Annotated in this window: 15 protein-coding genes; 3 read left to right on the top strand and 12 right to left on the bottom strand. The window is 59.3% G+C overall.

The genetic code is table 11. From position 1 onward, the window contains the following. Positions 1-356: 356 nt before the first annotated feature. The 5 genes from hemG to BVU99_RS23235 all read right to left on the bottom strand — a co-directional run bounded on the left by hemG (position 357) and on the right by BVU99_RS23235 (position 5617). Positions 357-890 (bottom strand): menaquinone-dependent protoporphyrinogen IX dehydrogenase, encoded by a 534-nt coding sequence (gene hemG / locus BVU99_RS23255; protein WP_043137471.1) that lies wholly within the window; start codon positions 888-890, stop codon positions 357-359. A gap of 21 nt (positions 891-911) precedes the next feature. After that, positions 912-2363: a Trk system potassium transporter TrkH gene (gene trkH / locus BVU99_RS23250; RefSeq protein WP_025304932.1), complete on the bottom strand. Its 1452-nt coding sequence runs from the start codon at positions 2361-2363 to the stop codon at positions 912-914. A 35-nt stretch (positions 2364-2398) separates the two neighbouring features. Then, positions 2399-3013 carry an IMPACT family protein gene (locus BVU99_RS23245; protein WP_016929437.1) on the bottom strand — a complete coding sequence of 205 codons (615 nt, stop codon included), beginning with the start codon at positions 3011-3013 and terminating at the stop codon, positions 2399-2401. Continuing rightward, the gene (gene pepQ, locus BVU99_RS23240; protein ID WP_025304931.1) at positions 3013-4344 is read right to left on the bottom strand and encodes a Xaa-Pro dipeptidase; all 1332 of its coding nucleotides are present in this window, start codon (positions 4342-4344) and stop codon (positions 3013-3015) included. The genes BVU99_RS23245 and pepQ overlap by 1 nt, the downstream gene beginning before the upstream one ends. Before the next feature lie 112 nt (positions 4345-4456). Then, a complete protein-coding gene (locus BVU99_RS23235; RefSeq protein ID WP_244590516.1) occupies positions 4457-5617 on the bottom strand; it encodes an MFS transporter in 1161 nt (386 codons plus the stop codon). Positions 5618-5885: 268 nt separating this feature from the next. Between BVU99_RS23235 and fadB the strand changes: the two genes are divergently transcribed. Both fadB and fadA read left to right on the top strand, forming a co-directional pair. Further along, the gene (gene fadB, locus BVU99_RS23230; protein ID WP_043137486.1) at positions 5886-8075 is read left to right on the top strand and encodes a fatty acid oxidation complex subunit alpha FadB; all 2190 of its coding nucleotides are present in this window, start codon (positions 5886-5888) and stop codon (positions 8073-8075) included. Positions 8076-8085: 10 nt separating this feature from the next. Then, positions 8086-9249 carry an acetyl-CoA C-acyltransferase FadA gene (gene fadA / locus BVU99_RS23225; protein ID WP_025304928.1) on the top strand — a complete coding sequence of 388 codons (1164 nt, stop codon included), beginning with the start codon at positions 8086-8088 and terminating at the stop codon, positions 9247-9249. 172 nt (positions 9250-9421) lie between these two features. Here fadA and fre read toward each other — a convergent pair whose 3' ends face one another. The 3 genes from fre to pepE form a co-directional block, all read right to left on the bottom strand. Next, a complete protein-coding gene (gene fre / locus BVU99_RS23220; RefSeq protein ID WP_025304927.1) occupies positions 9422-10123 on the bottom strand; it encodes an NAD(P)H-flavin reductase in 702 nt (233 codons plus the stop codon). 50 nt (positions 10124-10173) lie between these two features. After that, positions 10174-11670: a 4-hydroxy-3-polyprenylbenzoate decarboxylase gene (ubiD, locus tag BVU99_RS23215; protein ID WP_099816950.1), complete on the bottom strand. Its 1497-nt coding sequence runs from the start codon at positions 11668-11670 to the stop codon at positions 10174-10176. An 86-nt stretch (positions 11671-11756) separates the two neighbouring features. Further along, entirely contained in the window at positions 11757-12482 is a 726-nt protein-coding gene (gene pepE, locus BVU99_RS23210) for a dipeptidase PepE (RefSeq protein ID WP_025304925.1), read from the bottom strand. A 246-nt stretch (positions 12483-12728) separates the two neighbouring features. On the opposite strand from pepE, the gene rfaH reads away from it, so the two are divergent. Next, positions 12729-13217 (top strand): transcription/translation regulatory transformer protein RfaH, encoded by a 489-nt coding sequence (gene rfaH / locus BVU99_RS23205; protein WP_025304924.1) that lies wholly within the window; start codon positions 12729-12731, stop codon positions 13215-13217. 45 nt (positions 13218-13262) lie between these two features. Here the strand turns inward: rfaH and hemB are convergent, their stop codons facing one another. Genes hemB through tatB form a run of 4 tightly spaced genes read right to left on the bottom strand, consistent with a single transcriptional unit; the run spans position 13263 to position 16455 of the window. Next, a complete protein-coding gene (gene hemB / locus BVU99_RS23200) occupies positions 13263-14285 on the bottom strand; it encodes a porphobilinogen synthase (protein WP_025304923.1) in 1023 nt (340 codons plus the stop codon). Positions 14286-14299: 14 nt separating this feature from the next. Further along, positions 14300-15082 (bottom strand): 3'-5' ssDNA/RNA exonuclease TatD, encoded by a 783-nt coding sequence (tatD, locus tag BVU99_RS23195; RefSeq protein WP_099816952.1) that lies wholly within the window; start codon positions 15080-15082, stop codon positions 14300-14302. A 53-nt stretch (positions 15083-15135) separates the two neighbouring features. Then, the gene (tatC, locus tag BVU99_RS23190; protein ID WP_004934456.1) at positions 15136-15906 is read right to left on the bottom strand and encodes a Sec-independent protein translocase subunit TatC; all 771 of its coding nucleotides are present in this window, start codon (positions 15904-15906) and stop codon (positions 15136-15138) included. A gap of 3 nt (positions 15907-15909) precedes the next feature. Beyond that, the gene (gene tatB, locus BVU99_RS23185) at positions 15910-16455 is read right to left on the bottom strand and encodes a Sec-independent protein translocase protein TatB (RefSeq protein WP_025304921.1); all 546 of its coding nucleotides are present in this window, start codon (positions 16453-16455) and stop codon (positions 15910-15912) included.

Raw genomic sequence — 16455 nt, 5'->3', positions numbered from 1 at the left:
TTACTGCATGAATTTTACTTCAGTTAGTCACTCTTCAAGACTTGATATTTTTTGCATCCTAAGATGCTGGATATCGTCTTGTGGAGTGCCCACACAGATTGTCTGATAAATTGTTAAAGAGCGGTGAGTTAGTCGCTTTCGCTTGCTAACTCGAGGTGGCGTATATTACGCTTTTCACCCGGAGAGTCAAGCGTTTATTTCGCTTTTCTCTCGCTGACCCGGCGGCTTGTCAGTCGTTGTTCCCGGTCAGTGGAGGCGCATTATAGGGAGTTCTCGGCGGGCCGCAACCCCTAAATGCAAAAAACTTTTCAAGCGCGGATTTTTTCGGCAAAACGCTGGCCAAACCCGCGTTTTTGTCACTTTTCGTACTGGATCTGGCTAAATTCCTGGGCAAAGCGGTCGACCTGTTGCCAATCTGTGTACTCCACTTCCTTACTGGTATCCGTTTCACCGCCCGTCATACGCATAATGAATTGAATCATGATGCGATCGAACCAGCGATAGCGCGGATAACGCAATGCGCCGGCAAACACCGCGCACTGTTTTGGCTGCCACGGCGAAGCCAACAGGAACTTGCGGGTATAGGCGTTGGTTTGTGGCGAACGCTTTTCCGGTTTGCGCGCGGTCAGGTTGACGGCAAAGAATGCGCTCGGCATCCGATTCAACTGCTCAGCATGACGCTTGACGAATTTATCCAGCGCCGGGTTAAAGTGCCCGTAACGGATAGAAGCGCCGATCATCACCTGCTGATACTGGTTAAGATCGACCTGTTCTGCCTGCAGCAGATCGATCACCTCACAACGCAGCGTGTCCTGCAACTTGCTTGCTATATAAGAAGCGATAGCACGTGTTTGCCCGTCACGGCTCGAATAAAGTATCAATGCCTTCATGGCCTACTCCTTATATCAGGCTTACTCACGCCAGAAGGTTGGCGTGAACAGCACCAGCAATGTAAACACTTCCAGGCGCCCGAACAGCATCGTCACCACCAGGACCCACTTGGCCGCCGCCGGCATCGTGGTGAAGTTATCCGCCACTACGCCCAGACCGGGGCCGAGGTTATTGAGCGTTGCCGTCACTGCGGCGAACGCGGAAAAGTCGTCAACGCCGGTGGCAATGATCGCCAGCATGCTGACGATAAACACCAGCGCATAAGCAGAGAAGAATCCCCACACCGCCTCCAGAATGCGTTCCGGCAGCGCACGGTTGCCCAATTTGATGGTATAGACCGCGTTGGGGTGCACCAGCCTTTTCAACTCGCGCGAACCTTGCAGGTACAGAAGCAGGATACGGATCACCTTCAGGCCGCCGCCGGTCGAGCCGGCGCAACCGCCGATGAACGCCGAGCACAGCAACAACATCGGCAGGAACAGCGGCCACTTGGCGATGCTGTCGGTCGTGAAACCGGCCGTAGTCGCCATCGATACCACCTGGAAGAACGCCTGATTGAGCGTTTCCATACCGCTCTTATAGACGCCATGTCCCCAGAGCACCAACGTACACACCACCACCAACGTCAACTGAACGAAGATAAACATGCGGAATTCAGGATCGCGCCCATACACCTTCAGGCTGCGGCCGCTCAGCAAAGCGAAGTGCAGGCCGTAGTTACAGCCGGAAATCAGCAGGAACACGGCGATGATGGTGTTGATGGTCGGGCTGGCGTAATAACCGATACTGGCGTCGTGGGTAGAAAAACCGCCGATGGCGATGGTCGAGAAACTGTGGCCGATGGCATCGAACACCGACATCCCAGCCCCCCAGAGCGCCAGCGCACAGGCGACGGTCAGCAACACATAGATTAGCCACAGGGTTTTGGCGGTTTCGGCGATGCGTGGACGCATCTTGTTATCTTTCAGCGGCCCGGGCATTTCCGCCCGATACAGCTGCATGCCGCCGACGCCGAGTATCGGCAGTATCGCCACCGCCAACACGATGATCCCCATGCCGCCCATCCATTGCAGCATTTGGCGATAGAAAAGAATAGCCTTCGGCAACGAGTCCAGCCCCACCAGCGTCGTCGCACCGGTGGTCGTCAATCCCGAGAAGGATTCAAAGAAGGCGTCGGTCAGCGACAAATTGGGCCGTTCCGAAAACAGGAACGGCAATGCCCCCACGCTGCCCAGCACGGTCCAGAACAGCACGACGATCAGGAAGCCTTCACGCGGCTTCAGCTCGTGTTTTTGCTTGCGGTTCGGCCACCACAGCATCAGCCCGATGGTCAGCGCCACGAAGAACGTTTGGCTGAACGCGCGCCCCGCCCCATCGCGATAAATCAATGCCACCAGGCCGGGAATAAACATCGTCCCGGAGAACAGGATGACCAGCAGACCAACGATACGGGTTATGGCGCGAAAATGCATTTCAGCACGATCCTTAGCAATTCAATTGGGAGGAATTATTGCGAAATGGGGGTTAATTGCAAATTACCGCGACTGAGATCACGCAATTTATTCCCAAACAGCTCGACCTCGGTGGCCGGCAACGCCAGATGCAGCACGACGGCGGCACCGTATTCGCCCTGCAGGATCCGACCTGCGGTTTGCTGCAGCAAGTTCTCCACCAGCGCCAACTGCGCATAGTCGCACTGCAAGATATATTCGGCTTCCGGCACCTTTTCTACCAACACCAGCTGCTTCAACGCCTGTTGAACACCGTTGCCATAGGCTTTCACCAGCCCGCCGGTGCCCAACTTGACGCCGCCATAGTAACGAACGACCACGGCGGTCACTTCGCCGATACCGCTGCCCATCAGCTGCGCGAGGATCGGTTTGCCAGCGGTGCCCGACGGTTCTCCATCGTCGGAGAACCCCAGCTGCTGTGAGTCATCGGGGCTACCGGCGACGAAGGCCCAACAATGGTGCCGCGCCGCCGGGTGCTCATCCCGCACCTGCTGAATAAACGCCTTTGCCGCTTCTACCCCGCTGGTTGGCGCCAGCAGGGTGATAAAACGGCTCTTCTTTATTTCTTCGGTAAAGCGGGTTGCTTCCGCCGGTATCGGGTACGGCCGCATCAGGCCAGGTTCAGATCGCGCGTCATGTTCTCGATACGCTTTTCATGGATCACGATGTTGTCTTCGATGCGAATACCGCCATACGGTTTCAGCGCATCGATGCGATCCCAGGCGAAGTGCTGCTTGAACTCACCGCTGCGCCACGGCGCCAACAGAGATTCGATGAAGTACAGACCCGGCTCGATGGTCAACACCATGCCCGGCTGCAACACGCGGGTACAACGCAGGAACGGATACTTGGACGGCGCCGCCAGATGGGTGCCTTGCTCATCCTGCATAAAGCCAGCGGCGTCGTGCACCTGCAGGCCCAACGGATGGCCCAACCCGTGCGGCAGGAACGGCGTGGTGATGCCCGTTTCAACCATCGCCTCTTCGCTGAGGCCATTCACCAGTTTGTGATTCTTGAGCAACTTGGCGATGCGCTGGTGCATCTGCACATGGTAGTCGGTATAGCGCACGCCGGTTTTAATGGTGTCGATCAGCGCCAGCTGTTCACTATTGAGATCTTTCACCAGATGAGCGAACTCGCTGCCGCTTTGCGCCGCATAGGTACGCGTCAGATCGGCGGCGTAGCCGTTATATTCTGCCCCGGCGTCGATCAGAAAACTCAGGGACTCGGCCGGCGGCTGATGATCCAGCTTGGTGTAGTGCAGCACCGAAGCGTGCTCGTTCAACGCCACGATGTTGTCGTAAGGCACATCGGTATCGCGGTGGCCGGTAGCCGTCAGGTAGGCCAGATTGATGTCGAATTCGCTCATGCCGGAGAGGAAGGCCTCATGCGCGGCACGATGGCCGGTTACCGCCGTCTTCTGCGCTTCGCGCATGCAGGCCAGCTCATAGCCGGTTTTAATCGAACGGTGGAAATCCAGGTAGTTCAGCACCGCTTTCGGGTTGATGTTTTCCGAAGGGATGCCGAGATCGCGGGCGCGCTGTTGGGCATAACCGATATAGCCGACGCGCTCACGCTGCGGCGGCAGCTGCTGCGCGATGGCGTCGGCGTTGGCCAGCGGCATCAATTCGAGGGATTTGGTCCAGAAACTGTCCGGCAGCGGCTCTACACTGTGCCAGTAGTCAACCGGGGAGTAGAACCACAGCTTCGGCTTGTTGACGCCATCTATCCACAACCAGCAGTTCGGCACCGACGTCACCGGCACCCAGGCTTTGAAATGCGCGTTCACTTTGAACGGATAGCTATGGTCGTCCAAAAATACCTTTTGCAGTTCCCCGGAGTGAATCAGCAGCGCATCCAACTTGTTGCGCTCCAGCACTTCGCGCGCGCGTTTTTGCAGCTCTGCTAGGTGGTCGTTATACAAAGAAGCCAGCGTTTCCATCACAGTACCCTTATGCCTTAGCACGAAAGAAGTCATCTTAACACAGCGCTCCGACGCTCCAACCTCATCGCGTTGGGCATGCGGAGCAGCTCGCAATTCCCTGCAAATGCCGTTACATCCGCAGCTTAACCATTAACCAGCCGCCCAAACCGAGCAGCGCTATCGCCAGCGCCCACAGGCCATGGTGTTCCAACAACACCGCACCGGCCGCGGCGACGCCCGCCAGACACTGCTGCAGAAAGCCGCACAGCGCCATCGCATAGGCACCGTACTCTTTGGCGTCGCTGACCGCCATCGCCATGCTGTTGGGAAACAGCACCGCCTGGCCAAAAATGGTCAGGCAATACAGCGCAATGAACAGCGCCATACCGGAAAGGCCGGCCAGGACGCCGCTCCACCACAGCAGCAGGATCGCCGCCGTCGCCAGCGCCACGATGCCGCTGCCGGCCTGCATCAGTTTTTTCCCGCCGAGACGCGCCACCGTACGGTTCACCGTCAGCGCCCCGCTGAAGTAGGCGACGCCGATCACCAGCCCCAGGGCGCCGAACGCCGTGACGTTGAGACCAAACCCCTGCTGCATGACGAACGGACTCACTTCCTGCAGTGTCACCGTGGTGGCAAAACCCAGCCCACCGACGCAGGCCGGCCAAAAAAATCCCGGCCGCCGCAGGATGGCGAAGTAGGTGGCCGCCATCGCCGGACGTGGCCCACGAGCGCGCCCTGCCTCCAGCGGCAGCGTCGCCATCAGCGCCAGAATGGCCAAACCGGTGGCGCCCATCAAGACGAAGCCCATCTGCCAGTGTGAATATTGGCTGAGCAGGCCGCCGACGAACTGGCCGCCGCCCAGCGCGGTGATAAAAGCGATGGAGAGCACCGACAGCCGTCGCGCCAGCTCGTCACCGCTCCAGTTATCCCGCACGATGATACGCGCGATGATCGCCGCACCGCCGGCACCCACGCCCTGCAGCGCACGCAGCGTCAGCAATTGGGCGCCGTTGCTGCACAGCGCCAACAGCCCGCTGCAGCCAATGAAAAGAAACAAAGACAGCGTCAGGGGCGCGCGGCGGCCAAAGCGATCGGCGGCCGCGCCCCAAAACAGCACCGGCAAGGCGGCGCCGATGACGAAGATTGAAATGGACAGCTCGGTGGCACGCCGGCTCATCGCCAGCTCCCGCATCACCGTTGGCAGCGAAGGCAAATACACGGTCGTCGCCATTTGCGCCATAAACACCAACAGACACGCCAGCGCCATGGTTCTGGCGGGAATGCCCACAAGCCGCTGCGTTTAACACAAGCCGCCTTAGTCATGCGTAACCTCGTCTGAATGTTCATTCGCTGCGAGCAAGTGTATGAGTGCCGACACACTCCAGCAAATGCCGATAGCACATAAAATATAACTTCGTTTCAAATCAAAAAACTAACTTGGCGACATGTGATCCGACCAGCAAATATGCAATCTCTCATTTGCATATTTTTAACATAAAAACCACACTCCTCTTCATCTGGTCATACCAGATCATACGCTGATTCAGGAGATAGACATGCTCTACCAAGGCGAAACATTACAACTGCACTGGCTCGATAACGGCATCGCCGAGCTGGTGTTCAACGCATCAGGCTCGGTCAACAAGCTGGACACCCGCACCGTCGCCAGCCTGGGCGAAGCGCTCACCGTGCTGGAAAACCAGCCAGAGCTCAAGGGGCTGCTGCTGCGCTCCGCCAAAGCCGCATTTATCGTCGGCGCCGATATCACCGAATTCCTTTCTCTGTTCGCCGCGCCGGCTGAAAAGCTGCACGAGTGGCTGGTATTCGCCAACAACGTCTTTAACCGGCTGGAAGATTTGCCGGTACCGACCATTTCGGCCATTAACGGCTATGCACTCGGCGGCGGTTGCGAATGCATTCTGGCGACCGATTTCCGCGTCGCCTCACCGGACGCGCGCATCGGCCTGCCGGAAACCAAATTGGGCATCATGCCGGGCTTCGGCGGTTCTGTCCGCCTGCCACGCCTGCTGGGTAACGACAGCGCGCTGGAAATCATCGCCGCCGGCAAAGACGTCAGCGCCAAAGACGCGTTGAAAGTCGGCCTGGTGGATGCGGTGGTAGCACCGGAAAAACTGGCCGAAGCGGCGCTGAAAATGCTGCAACAGGCGATCGACGGCAAGCTGGACTGGCGCGCCGCACGTCAACCTAAGCTGGAGCCGCTGAAGCTCAGCCCGATCGAAGCGGCAATGAGCTTCACCACCGCCAAAGGCATGGTGCTGCAGACCGCCGGTAAACATTACCCGGCACCGATGACCGCGGTGAAAACCATTGAAGCCGCCGCCAAGCTGGGCCGCGATGAGGCACTGAAACTGGAAACCGCCAGCTTCGTGCCGTTGGCACGATCCAACGAAGCGCGTGCGCTGGTCGGCATCTTCCTTAACGATCAGTTCGTGAAAGGCCAGGCGAAAAAGCTGGCCAAGAATGTGGACGCGCCGAAACAGGCGGCGGTGCTGGGCGCCGGCATCATGGGCGGTGGCATCGCCTACCAATCGGCGCTGAAAGGCGTGCCGGTGATCATGAAGGACATCAGCGACAAATCGCTGACGCTGGGCATGAACGAAGCGGCCAAGCTGCTCAATAAGCAGCTGGAACGCGGCAAACTGGATGGCCTGAAAATGGCGCAGGTGCTGTCGACCATTCAACCAACGTTGGACTACGCCGGCATCGAGCGCGCGCAGGTGATCGTCGAAGCGGTCGTGGAGAACCCGAAGGTCAAAGCCGCCGTACTGTCGGAAGTGGAAAACCTGATCGGCGAAGAGACCGTTCTGGCGTCGAACACCTCGACCATTCCGATTAATCACCTGGCAAAATCGTTGAAGCGCCCGCAAAACTTCTGCGGCATGCACTTCTTTAACCCGGTACACCGCATGCCGCTGGTTGAAATCATCCGCGGCGAACAAACCAGCGACGAGACCATTGCCAAAGTGGTGGCCTACGCCAGCCGCATGGGCAAAACGCCGATCGTGGTGAACGACTGCCCGGGCTTCTTCGTCAACCGCGTGCTGTTCCCATACTTCGCCGGTTTCAGCCTGCTGCTGCGCGACGGCGCCGACTTCCGTCAGATCGATAAAGTGATGGAAAAACAGTTCGGTTGGCCGATGGGCCCGGCCTACCTGCTCGACGTGGTGGGCATCGACACCGCACACCACGCGCAGGCGGTAATGGCGGCCGGCTTCCCGGAGCGCATGAGCAAAGACTATCGCGATGCCATTGACGTGATGTTCGACAACCAGCGCTTCGGTCAGAAAAACCAGCTGGGCTTCTACCGCTACAGCCAGGACAACAAAGGTAAGCCGCGCAAGGACAACGACGAGCAGACCGATGCGCTGCTGGCCGAAGTGAGCCAACCGCGCCAGACCATCAGCGACGAAGAGATCGTTGCGCGCATGATGATCCCGATGATCAACGAAGTGGTGCGTTGCCTGGAAGAGAAGATCGTCGCCAGCCCGGCGGAAGCCGATATGGCACTGGTGTACGGCATCGGTTTCCCTCCGTTCCATGGCGGCGCATTCCGCTACCTGGATACGCTCGGCACCGCCAACTACGTTGAGCTGGCCCAGCGTTACGCACACCTCGGCGCCCTGTATCAGGTGCCGGCCGGTCTGCGCGCCAAGGCCGAGCGCAATGAAAGCTACTACCCGGTGGCGACACCGCTGTCCGACGTCGCTACCCGCCAACCGGCATGAGGTCATAAAGATGGAAAACGTAGTTATTGTTGATGCCGTACGCACGCCGATGGGCCGCTCCAAGGGCGGCGCCTTCCGCCAGGTGCGCGCCGAAGATCTCTCCGCTCACCTGATGCGTGAAGTGTTGAGCCGTAACCCGGCGCTGGACGCCGCCGAGATCGATGACATTTACTGGGGCTGCGTGCAGCAGACGCTGGAGCAAGGCTTCAACATCGCCCGCAACGCCGCACTGCTGGCCGAAATCCCGCACCGCGTGCCGGCGGTGACCGTTAACCGCCTGTGCGGCTCTTCGATGCAGGCATTGCACGACGCGGCGCGCGCCATCATGGTTGGCGACGCACACGTCAGCCTGATCGGCGGCGTGGAACACATGGGCCATGTGCCGATGAACCACGGCGTGGATTTCCATCCGGGGCTGAGCCGCAGCGTGGCAAAAGCCGCCGGGATGATGGGGCTGACCGCCGAAATGCTGGCCAAGATGCACAACATCAGCCGCCAGATGCAGGATGAGTTTGCTGCCCGCTCCCACCAGCGCGCACATGCAGCGACGCTGGCGGGTTACTTTAAAAACGAGATCATTCCGACCAACGGCCACGACGCCGACGGCGTGCTGACCCGTTACGATTTCGATGAAGTCATTCGCCCGGAAACCACCGTCGAAAGCCTGTCGGCCCTGCGTCCGGCGTTCGATCCGGTCAACGGCACCGTCACCGCTGGCAGTTCTTCCGCCCTGTCGGACGGCGCTTCCGCCATGCTGCTGATGAGCGAGTCGCGCGCCAAAGCGCTCGGTTTGAAGGCCCGCGCCCGCATCCGCTCGATGGCGGTCGTCGGCTGCGATCCTTCCATCATGGGCTACGGCCCGGTGCCGGCCAGCAAGCTGGCGCTGAAACGCGCCGGCCTGAGCGTGCAGGACATCGATCTGTTCGAGCTGAACGAAGCGTTCGCCGCCCAGTCGCTGCCGTGCATCAAAGATCTGGGGCTGATGGACAGTATCGACGACAAGATTAACCTGAACGGCGGCGCCATCGCGCTCGGCCACCCGCTGGGCTGTTCAGGCTCCCGCATCTCGACCACCCTGTTGAACAACATGGAACGCCGCGACGCACAGTTCGGCCTGGCGACCATGTGCATCGGCCTGGGCCAGGGCATCGCCACCGTGTTTGAACGCGTTTAGCTGTGTCTATCTTGGGATGACCGCGTCACCACTTCAAATCGCGGCATCCCGCCAAGTTTAGTTGCCGTTCTTCCCGCCTGTCAGGGGCGGGTTTTTTATGCCTGAAGTTTGCCGGCGCCCAAATAAAAACGGGGCGACCCTCGGCCACCCCGTTCACTGCGTATCGCCTCGGTCAGATAAACGAAAACGCGTCGCCAAACATATGCGCTTCCTGCGCGCCGCGTTCGGCGCAGAAACGCTCGCGGGCGATTTTCGCCATCTCGAAACGCCCGGCGATGTAGATGTCGTGCTCCGCCAGCGTACCGAAATCCTGCAGCACCGCGCTGAGCACGGTGCCGCTGCGGCCGCGCCATTCGGCTTCCGGCTGCTCGACCACCGGGATCACCTTCAGATTCGGATGCTGCAACGACAGCGCTTCCAGCTCGCTCAAATCGTACAGGTGCTTCAGCTCACGCCCGCCCCAGTAGATGGAAATGTCGCGATCGGGCTGCTGCTCCAGCGCGGTCAACAAGATTGAACGCGCGTAAGAGAAACCGGTGCCGCCGGCGATCAGCACCAGCGGACGGCTGCCCTCTTCCCGCAGCCAGGCGTCGCCATGCGGCACGTCAACGGTGATCGCCTGCTCTTTCAGGATGCGATCCATCACCGCCATGGCGTACAGATTCAGCTCCGAAGCACCGATATGCAGCTCGATGTACTCTTGCTGCGTCGGGGTTGATGCCAGCGAGAACGGGCGCTTGTCGCGCTCGTCCATCACCACCATCAGATATTGCCCTGCCTTGAAAGAAAACGGCTGCTCGGGCACCAGACGTACCCGATAAACCGTATCGGTAATGGCCTCTACCGAGGTCACTTTACAGCTCAATATTGTCATGCGTTCCCTCTGTCGGGTCATCAATGCAAAGCTGAGAACAGGGCCTGACGCTACAGCGTCGGTTCCCTGTCACTGAAGATTGCGAGCTCATCCCAGATTTCGTCGACGCGCGCACGTACCTTTTCATCCATCTGAATCGGACGGCCCCATTCGCGATCGGTTTCACCCGGCCATTTATTGGTGGCGTCCAGCCCCATCTTCGAACCCAGACCGGAAACCGGCGAGGCGAAGTCCAGATAGTCGATCGGCGTATTCTCCACCAGAACGGTATCCCTTGCCGGATCCATTCGTGTGGTGATCGCCCAAATTACGTCGTTCCAGTCGCGCGCATTGACGTCGTCATCGCAGACGATAACAAATTTGGTGTACATAAACTGCCGCAGGAACGACCAGACGCCCATCATCACGCGTTTCGCATGGCCGGCGTACTGTTTTTTCATGGTCACTACCGCCAGGCGGTACGAGCACCCTTCCGGTGGCAGATAGAAATCGACGATTTCCGGGAACTGTTTTTGCAGGATCGGCACGAACACTTCATTCAGCGCCACGCCCAGGATCGCCGGCTCATCCGGCGGGCGGCCGGTATAGGTCGAGTGGTAGATCGCGTTGCGACGCTGGGTGATGTGCGTGATGGTAAATACCGGGAACTGGTCGATTTCATTGTAGTAACCGGTGTGGTCGCCGTAGGGGCCTTCCGGCGCCATTTCACCCGGCTCGATATAGCCTTCCAGCACGATTTCGGCGCTGGCTGGCACTTCCAGATCGTTGGAAAGACACTTGACCACTTCGGTTTTATTGCCGCGCAGCAGCCCGGCAAAGGCATATTCAGACAGGGTATCCGGCACCGGCGTGACCGCACCGAGGATAGTGGCGGGATCGGCACCCAGCGCCACCGCAACCGGGAAACGCTCGCCGGGGTGCGCCTGGCACCACTCCTGATAATCCAGCGCGCCGCCGCGATGCGACAGCCAGCGCATGATCACTTTATTCTTGCCCAGCACCTGCTGACGATAGATGCCGAGGTTTTGCCGTTCCTTATGCGGGCCACGGGTCACCGTCAGCCCCCAGGTGATCAGCGGCGCGGCGTCTTCCGGCCAGCAGTGCATCACCGGAATACGGCCCAGATCGACATCCTCACCCTGCCATACCTGCTCCTGACAAGGCGCGGACCCCAGCACCTTGGTCGGCATGTTCAGCACTTGCTTGAACTTCGGCATTTTGTCGAACAGATCGCGGAAGCCTTTCGGTGGCTCCGGTTCTTTGAGAAACGCCAGCAGTTTGCCGACTTCGCGCAGCGCGCTGATGTCTTCCTGCCCCATGCCCATCGCCACGCGATTGGCGGTGCCGAACAGGTTGCACAGCACCGGCATGTCGTACCCTTTCGGGTTTTCAAACAGCAATGCCGGGCCGCCTGCCCGCAGGGTGCGATCGGCAATCTCCGTCATTTCCAGGTAAGGATCGATCGGCTGGCTGATGCGTTTTAGTTCCCCTCTCTTCTCCAGCAACGAGAGGAAATCGCGTAAGTCACGGTATTTCATGCTGATCATTATAACGGCCTGTGGGGAGGGCATTATAAGCCCTCTTCACGGTTGTTGCTGCAATTTTGTTAACGCCGCCCGCTGCCGGGTGGCTCTCAGCCGCAGTTGAACGGCACCAGCGCAGCCAGCGCGCGCGTATCCTGATATTCGCGCGTCTCCTCGCCATGGCGGAACACCTTGAAGCCCTGCCCATTAGCGCTGAAGTAACGCAGCGCATTGCCTTCAACATGCAGCAGGCTGCCTTCCCGCAGCGCCACCACCGATTCGCTCGGGTTGATCGCGCAGAACTCCGCCAGGCGCTCGTCACGGGTTTCGCCCATGTGGCCGCTGATGTGCGCGTCGATGTAATGCGGGTTGATCTGTACCGGGAACAGCCCCAGCGCCGACAGCACCACGCTGCAGCGCACCGGCATGTCATTGGTGGTGCGAATGCTCGGCGTGGCCACATTGCAACCGGCGCTCCAGCCGACGTAAGGCACTTCACGCTCGCGCACCGCGCGCTGGATAGGCACGATCAGGCCTTGCTCGTGCAGCATTTGGTTCAGCAACCAGGTATTGCCGCCGCTGACCAAAATGCATTCCGCCTGCGCGATCGCCGCCGCCGGTGAAGCGGCGTGGTGGATGCTGGTGACTTCGATGCCCAGCGTTTGCGCCAGTTCCTGCGCACGCTGGTCGTAGTCGTAACGGATCAGGGCGTAAGGGATAAAGACGGCGGATTTGATGCCACGACGCGCAATCATCGCCAGCAGTTGGCTTTTAGCGTACCCCAGCAGCTCGGCTTCACCAGACAGCTTGCCGTTGCTCAACAGAAACAGCTCCATTTCTTTCTCCCTCGGTCGAAAACGATGAATAGCGTCACAGCCGGTAGCGCAACGCCTTGCCATACTGTGACGGTAACAAATTTTTAGCCCTCTGTTATACCAGCGCCGTATCGATAAGTGTGTGACCCCTCGCTAATAGCCGCAGATTCATAGAGATAGGTGATGTTACACGCTGAAACTTGCATCACTATGTATCCGGAATAGCTTTTGATATGCTTACCGGCTGGCAGAAAGGCATGTGAAACTATGGAATCCTGGTATCTACTTTATTGCAAACGCGGTCAGCTGTTGCGAGCGCAGGAACATCTGGAGCGGCAGCAGGTAAACTGCCTCAGCCCGATCATCACGCTGGAAAAGATCGTGCGTGGTAAGCGCATCGCGGTCAGCGAACCCCTGTTTCCCAACTATCTGTTTGTGGAGTTCGACCCGGAGCGCATTCACACCACCACCATCAGCGCTACCCGTGGCGTCAGCCACTTCGTGCGTTTCGGCACGTTGCCGAGCGTCATCCCGAGCAAGGTAATCGATGAACTGCGCACGCACGCCTGCGAAACCTATGTCGATCCGGAAACCCCACAGCCGGGGGATACTGTTCTGATCGTCGACGGCGTGTTCGAAGGGCTGCAGGCGATCTACACCGAGCCGGACGGCGAGGCGCGTTCCATGTTGTTGCTGAACCTGATCAACAAGCAGGTCAGTCAAAGCATCGACAACCGACAGTTCCAGAAGATGTAATGCAAAAGGCGCCCTCAGGCGCCTTTTTGTTGGCTCATGTTCCGCTTAGCGGCGCATCGCGTCGTCGTGCAGCCACTGGGCGACACGCTTGGCGAAGTAGGTCAGCACGCCGTCGGCGCCGGCGCGTTTGAAGCACATCAACGACTCCATCACCGCAGGTTGCTCCTGCAGCCAGCCGTTCTGAATCGCCGCCATGTGCATGGCGTACTCGCCGGACACTTGATAAGCGAAAGTCGGCACACCGAAGGTATCCTTCACGCGGCGCACCACGTCCAGGTAAGGCATGCCCGGTTTCACCATCACCATGTCCGCACCTTCCTGCAGATCCTGCGCAATCTCCTGCAGCGCTTCGTCACTGTTGGCCGGATCCATCTGATAGGTTTTTTTGTTGCCGCCCTTCAGGTTGCCGCTGGAACCCAGCGCATCGCGGAACGGACCGTAGTAGCAGGAAGCATACTTGGCGGAGTAGGCCATAATCTGGGTATTCACCAAACCCTGCAGTTCCAGACGATCGCGGATCGCCCCGATACGGCCGTCCATCATGTCGCTCGGCGCCACGATTTCTGCGCCTGCTTCGGCATGAGACAGCGCCTGACGCACCAGAATGTCTTTGGTCACGTCGTTAATCACGTAGCCCTGCTCATCGATCACTCCGTCCTGCCCGTGGGTGGTGTAGGGATCGAGCGCGACGTCGGTCAGAATGCCCAGCTCAGGCACCGCGTCTTTCAGCGCGCGCACCGTGCGCTGTACCAGCCCTTCTGGGTTATAGGCTTCTTCCGCATGCAGCGATTTCAGACCCGGTTCGATCACAGGGAACAGGGAGATCACCGGCACGCCGAGTTTGGCGATGGTTTCCGCTTCCTTAATCAGCAGATCGATCGTCATGCGCGATACGCCCGGCATCGAGGCCACTTCTTCCTGGCGGTTACTGCCTTCCATGACAAACACCGGATAAATCAGGTCATTGACCGTCAGTTGGTTCTCGGCGACCAGGCGGCGGCTGAAGTCATGACGGCGCACGCGGCGCATACGACGACCAGGGAAGGTACCCGGAAATGCATAGCTCATAGTTTTCTCCTAGCTCAAACCAGCCGGAATAGCCGGCGGGCGTTCTCATCAGTTTTTTGCCCCAGCCATTGCGGCTCTTCCTGTCGCCAGACGGCGACCTGATGCACGATATGGGGCAGGAAACAGGGTTCGTTGCGGCGAGATGCGGGTTTAGGCTGTAAATCCCGGGGCAACAGATAAGGGGCGTCCGTTTCCAGCAGCAGACGCTCGGCCGGAATCTGCGGCAACAGGGCACGCAACTCCAGGCCGCGCCGCTCGTCGCAGACCCAACCGGTAATCCCGATAGACAGGCCTAGCGACAGGCAGCTTGCTAATTCTTCGGCGGTGCCGGTGAAGCAGTGCACCACGGCCGCGGGCAGTTTATCCAACCACGGCGTCAGTAGCTCGGCAAAACGTGCGTGTGCGTCGCGGCAATGAAGAAACACCGGCAGCGCCAATTCCGCCGCTAACGCCAGCTGCGCAATGAACGCCGCTTCCTGCTGTGCGGGCGTCGAGAAATTGCGGTTGAAATCCAGGCCGCATTCGCCGATCGCCGCCACTTCTGGGTGCGCGGCCAACGCATAAATCTGCTCGGCGCTGTGTTCATCCCAGCTGCTGGCGTTATGCGGATGCACACCGGCGGTGGACCAGCAATAGCCCGCATGCTGCTGCGCCAGTTTGGCGGCCTCGCGGCTCTCAGGCAGATCGGTGCCGGTAATCAACATCCCGGTAACGCCCGCCGCGCGGGCACGCTCCACCACGGTCTCGCGGTCTTTGGCGAATTGGCTGCTGGTGAGGTTAACGCCGATATCAAACATGGTTTTTTCCAAAGCAAAAGCCGCCCAATGGGCGGCTTAGCAATCAAGATGGATCAGGGGGCTGGGGGTTCGTCACCCTCGTCTTCTTCTTCCGCCTGTGGACGACGTTTTCCGGTATAGAAGCGAGCGAAGAACACCCCCACTTCAAACAGCAGATACATCGGTATCGCCAACAGGGTTTGCGAAAACACGTCCGGCGGCGTCAACAACATGCCGACCACAAACGCGCCAACCAACACATACGGCCGTTTCTTCTTCAGATCTTCCGGCGAGGTGACGCCACTCCAGCACAGCAGAATGATGGCGACCGGCACTTCGAAAGCGACGCCAAACGCCATAAACAGCGCCATGACGAAATCGAGGTAGTTTTTGATATCGGTCGCAATGGTCACCCCCATTGGCGCGGTCTTGGCGAAGAAACCGAAGGCCAGCGGGAACACAATGAAGTAGGCGAAAGCCATGCCGAGGTAGAACAACAGGCTGCTGGACACCAGCAGCGGCATCATCAGGCGGCGTTCATGCTTGTACAGCGCCGGCGCGATGAATGCCCACACCTGATACAGGATCATCGGCGCAGAGACGAACACCGAGACGATCATGGTCAGCTTGATCGGCGTAAAGAACGGCGACGCCACGTCGGTAGCGATCATGCTCGCCCCGGCCGGCAGCTGCTTGAGCAGCGGCGCAGAGACCAGCTGGTAGATGTCGTTGGCGAAAAACACCAGCACCACGAACACCGCCAGCACGCAAATAATCGAGTTAAGCAGCCGCTTGCGCAGCTCTATCAGGTGACTGATAAGGGGTTGGGTATCTTCAACAGCCATGTATTAACGATCGCCACTAGGTTGGTGAGACGCTGGGGTTTTATCCGCAACAGGTTCGACAGGAGCAGGCACGGTTTCCACCGGCGCTTTAGCCGGTTGCGCCGCCACGACGGCTTCAGGTTCCACTGCCGGTTTAGGCACCGCGGCGGGCGCGCTGGCGCTGGTTGCCGCTTCCGCCGGCGTCACGCCGTCGTGCAAAGCTTCCGGATCGATGGCCTGCGGGTTATGAATGGTGTTCGCCAGCTCTTCTTTCTCGCCCCGGTAGGTGCGTTTCAAAGATTCCGTCGCGTCTTTCAGCTCATCCATCGACGCCTTCAACTCCGGCGTCAGGTTCTGCAGGCCGGCCTGTTCGGCTTTTTTCAGGCTGTCCTGCAGCTCCTGCAGCTTCAGCTCCTGAGACAGTTCGTGCTGCACCGAGGCCGCCAGCGAGCGCAGCGCGCGGATCCAGCCCGATACCGTTCTGACCGCAACCGGCAAGCGTTCCGGCCCCAGAACAACCAGGCCGATCACCAGCACCAGCAGCAGCTCACTAAACCCAATGTCAAACAC

Origin of the sequence: Serratia sp. OLAL2 (genome assembly GCF_002752475.1) — a bacterium.
GTDB lineage: Bacteria > Pseudomonadota > Gammaproteobacteria > Enterobacterales > Enterobacteriaceae > Serratia > Serratia bockelmannii.
The sequence above is the reverse complement of the archived record's forward strand: the minus strand, read 5'-3'. Positions and strand labels throughout refer to the sequence as shown.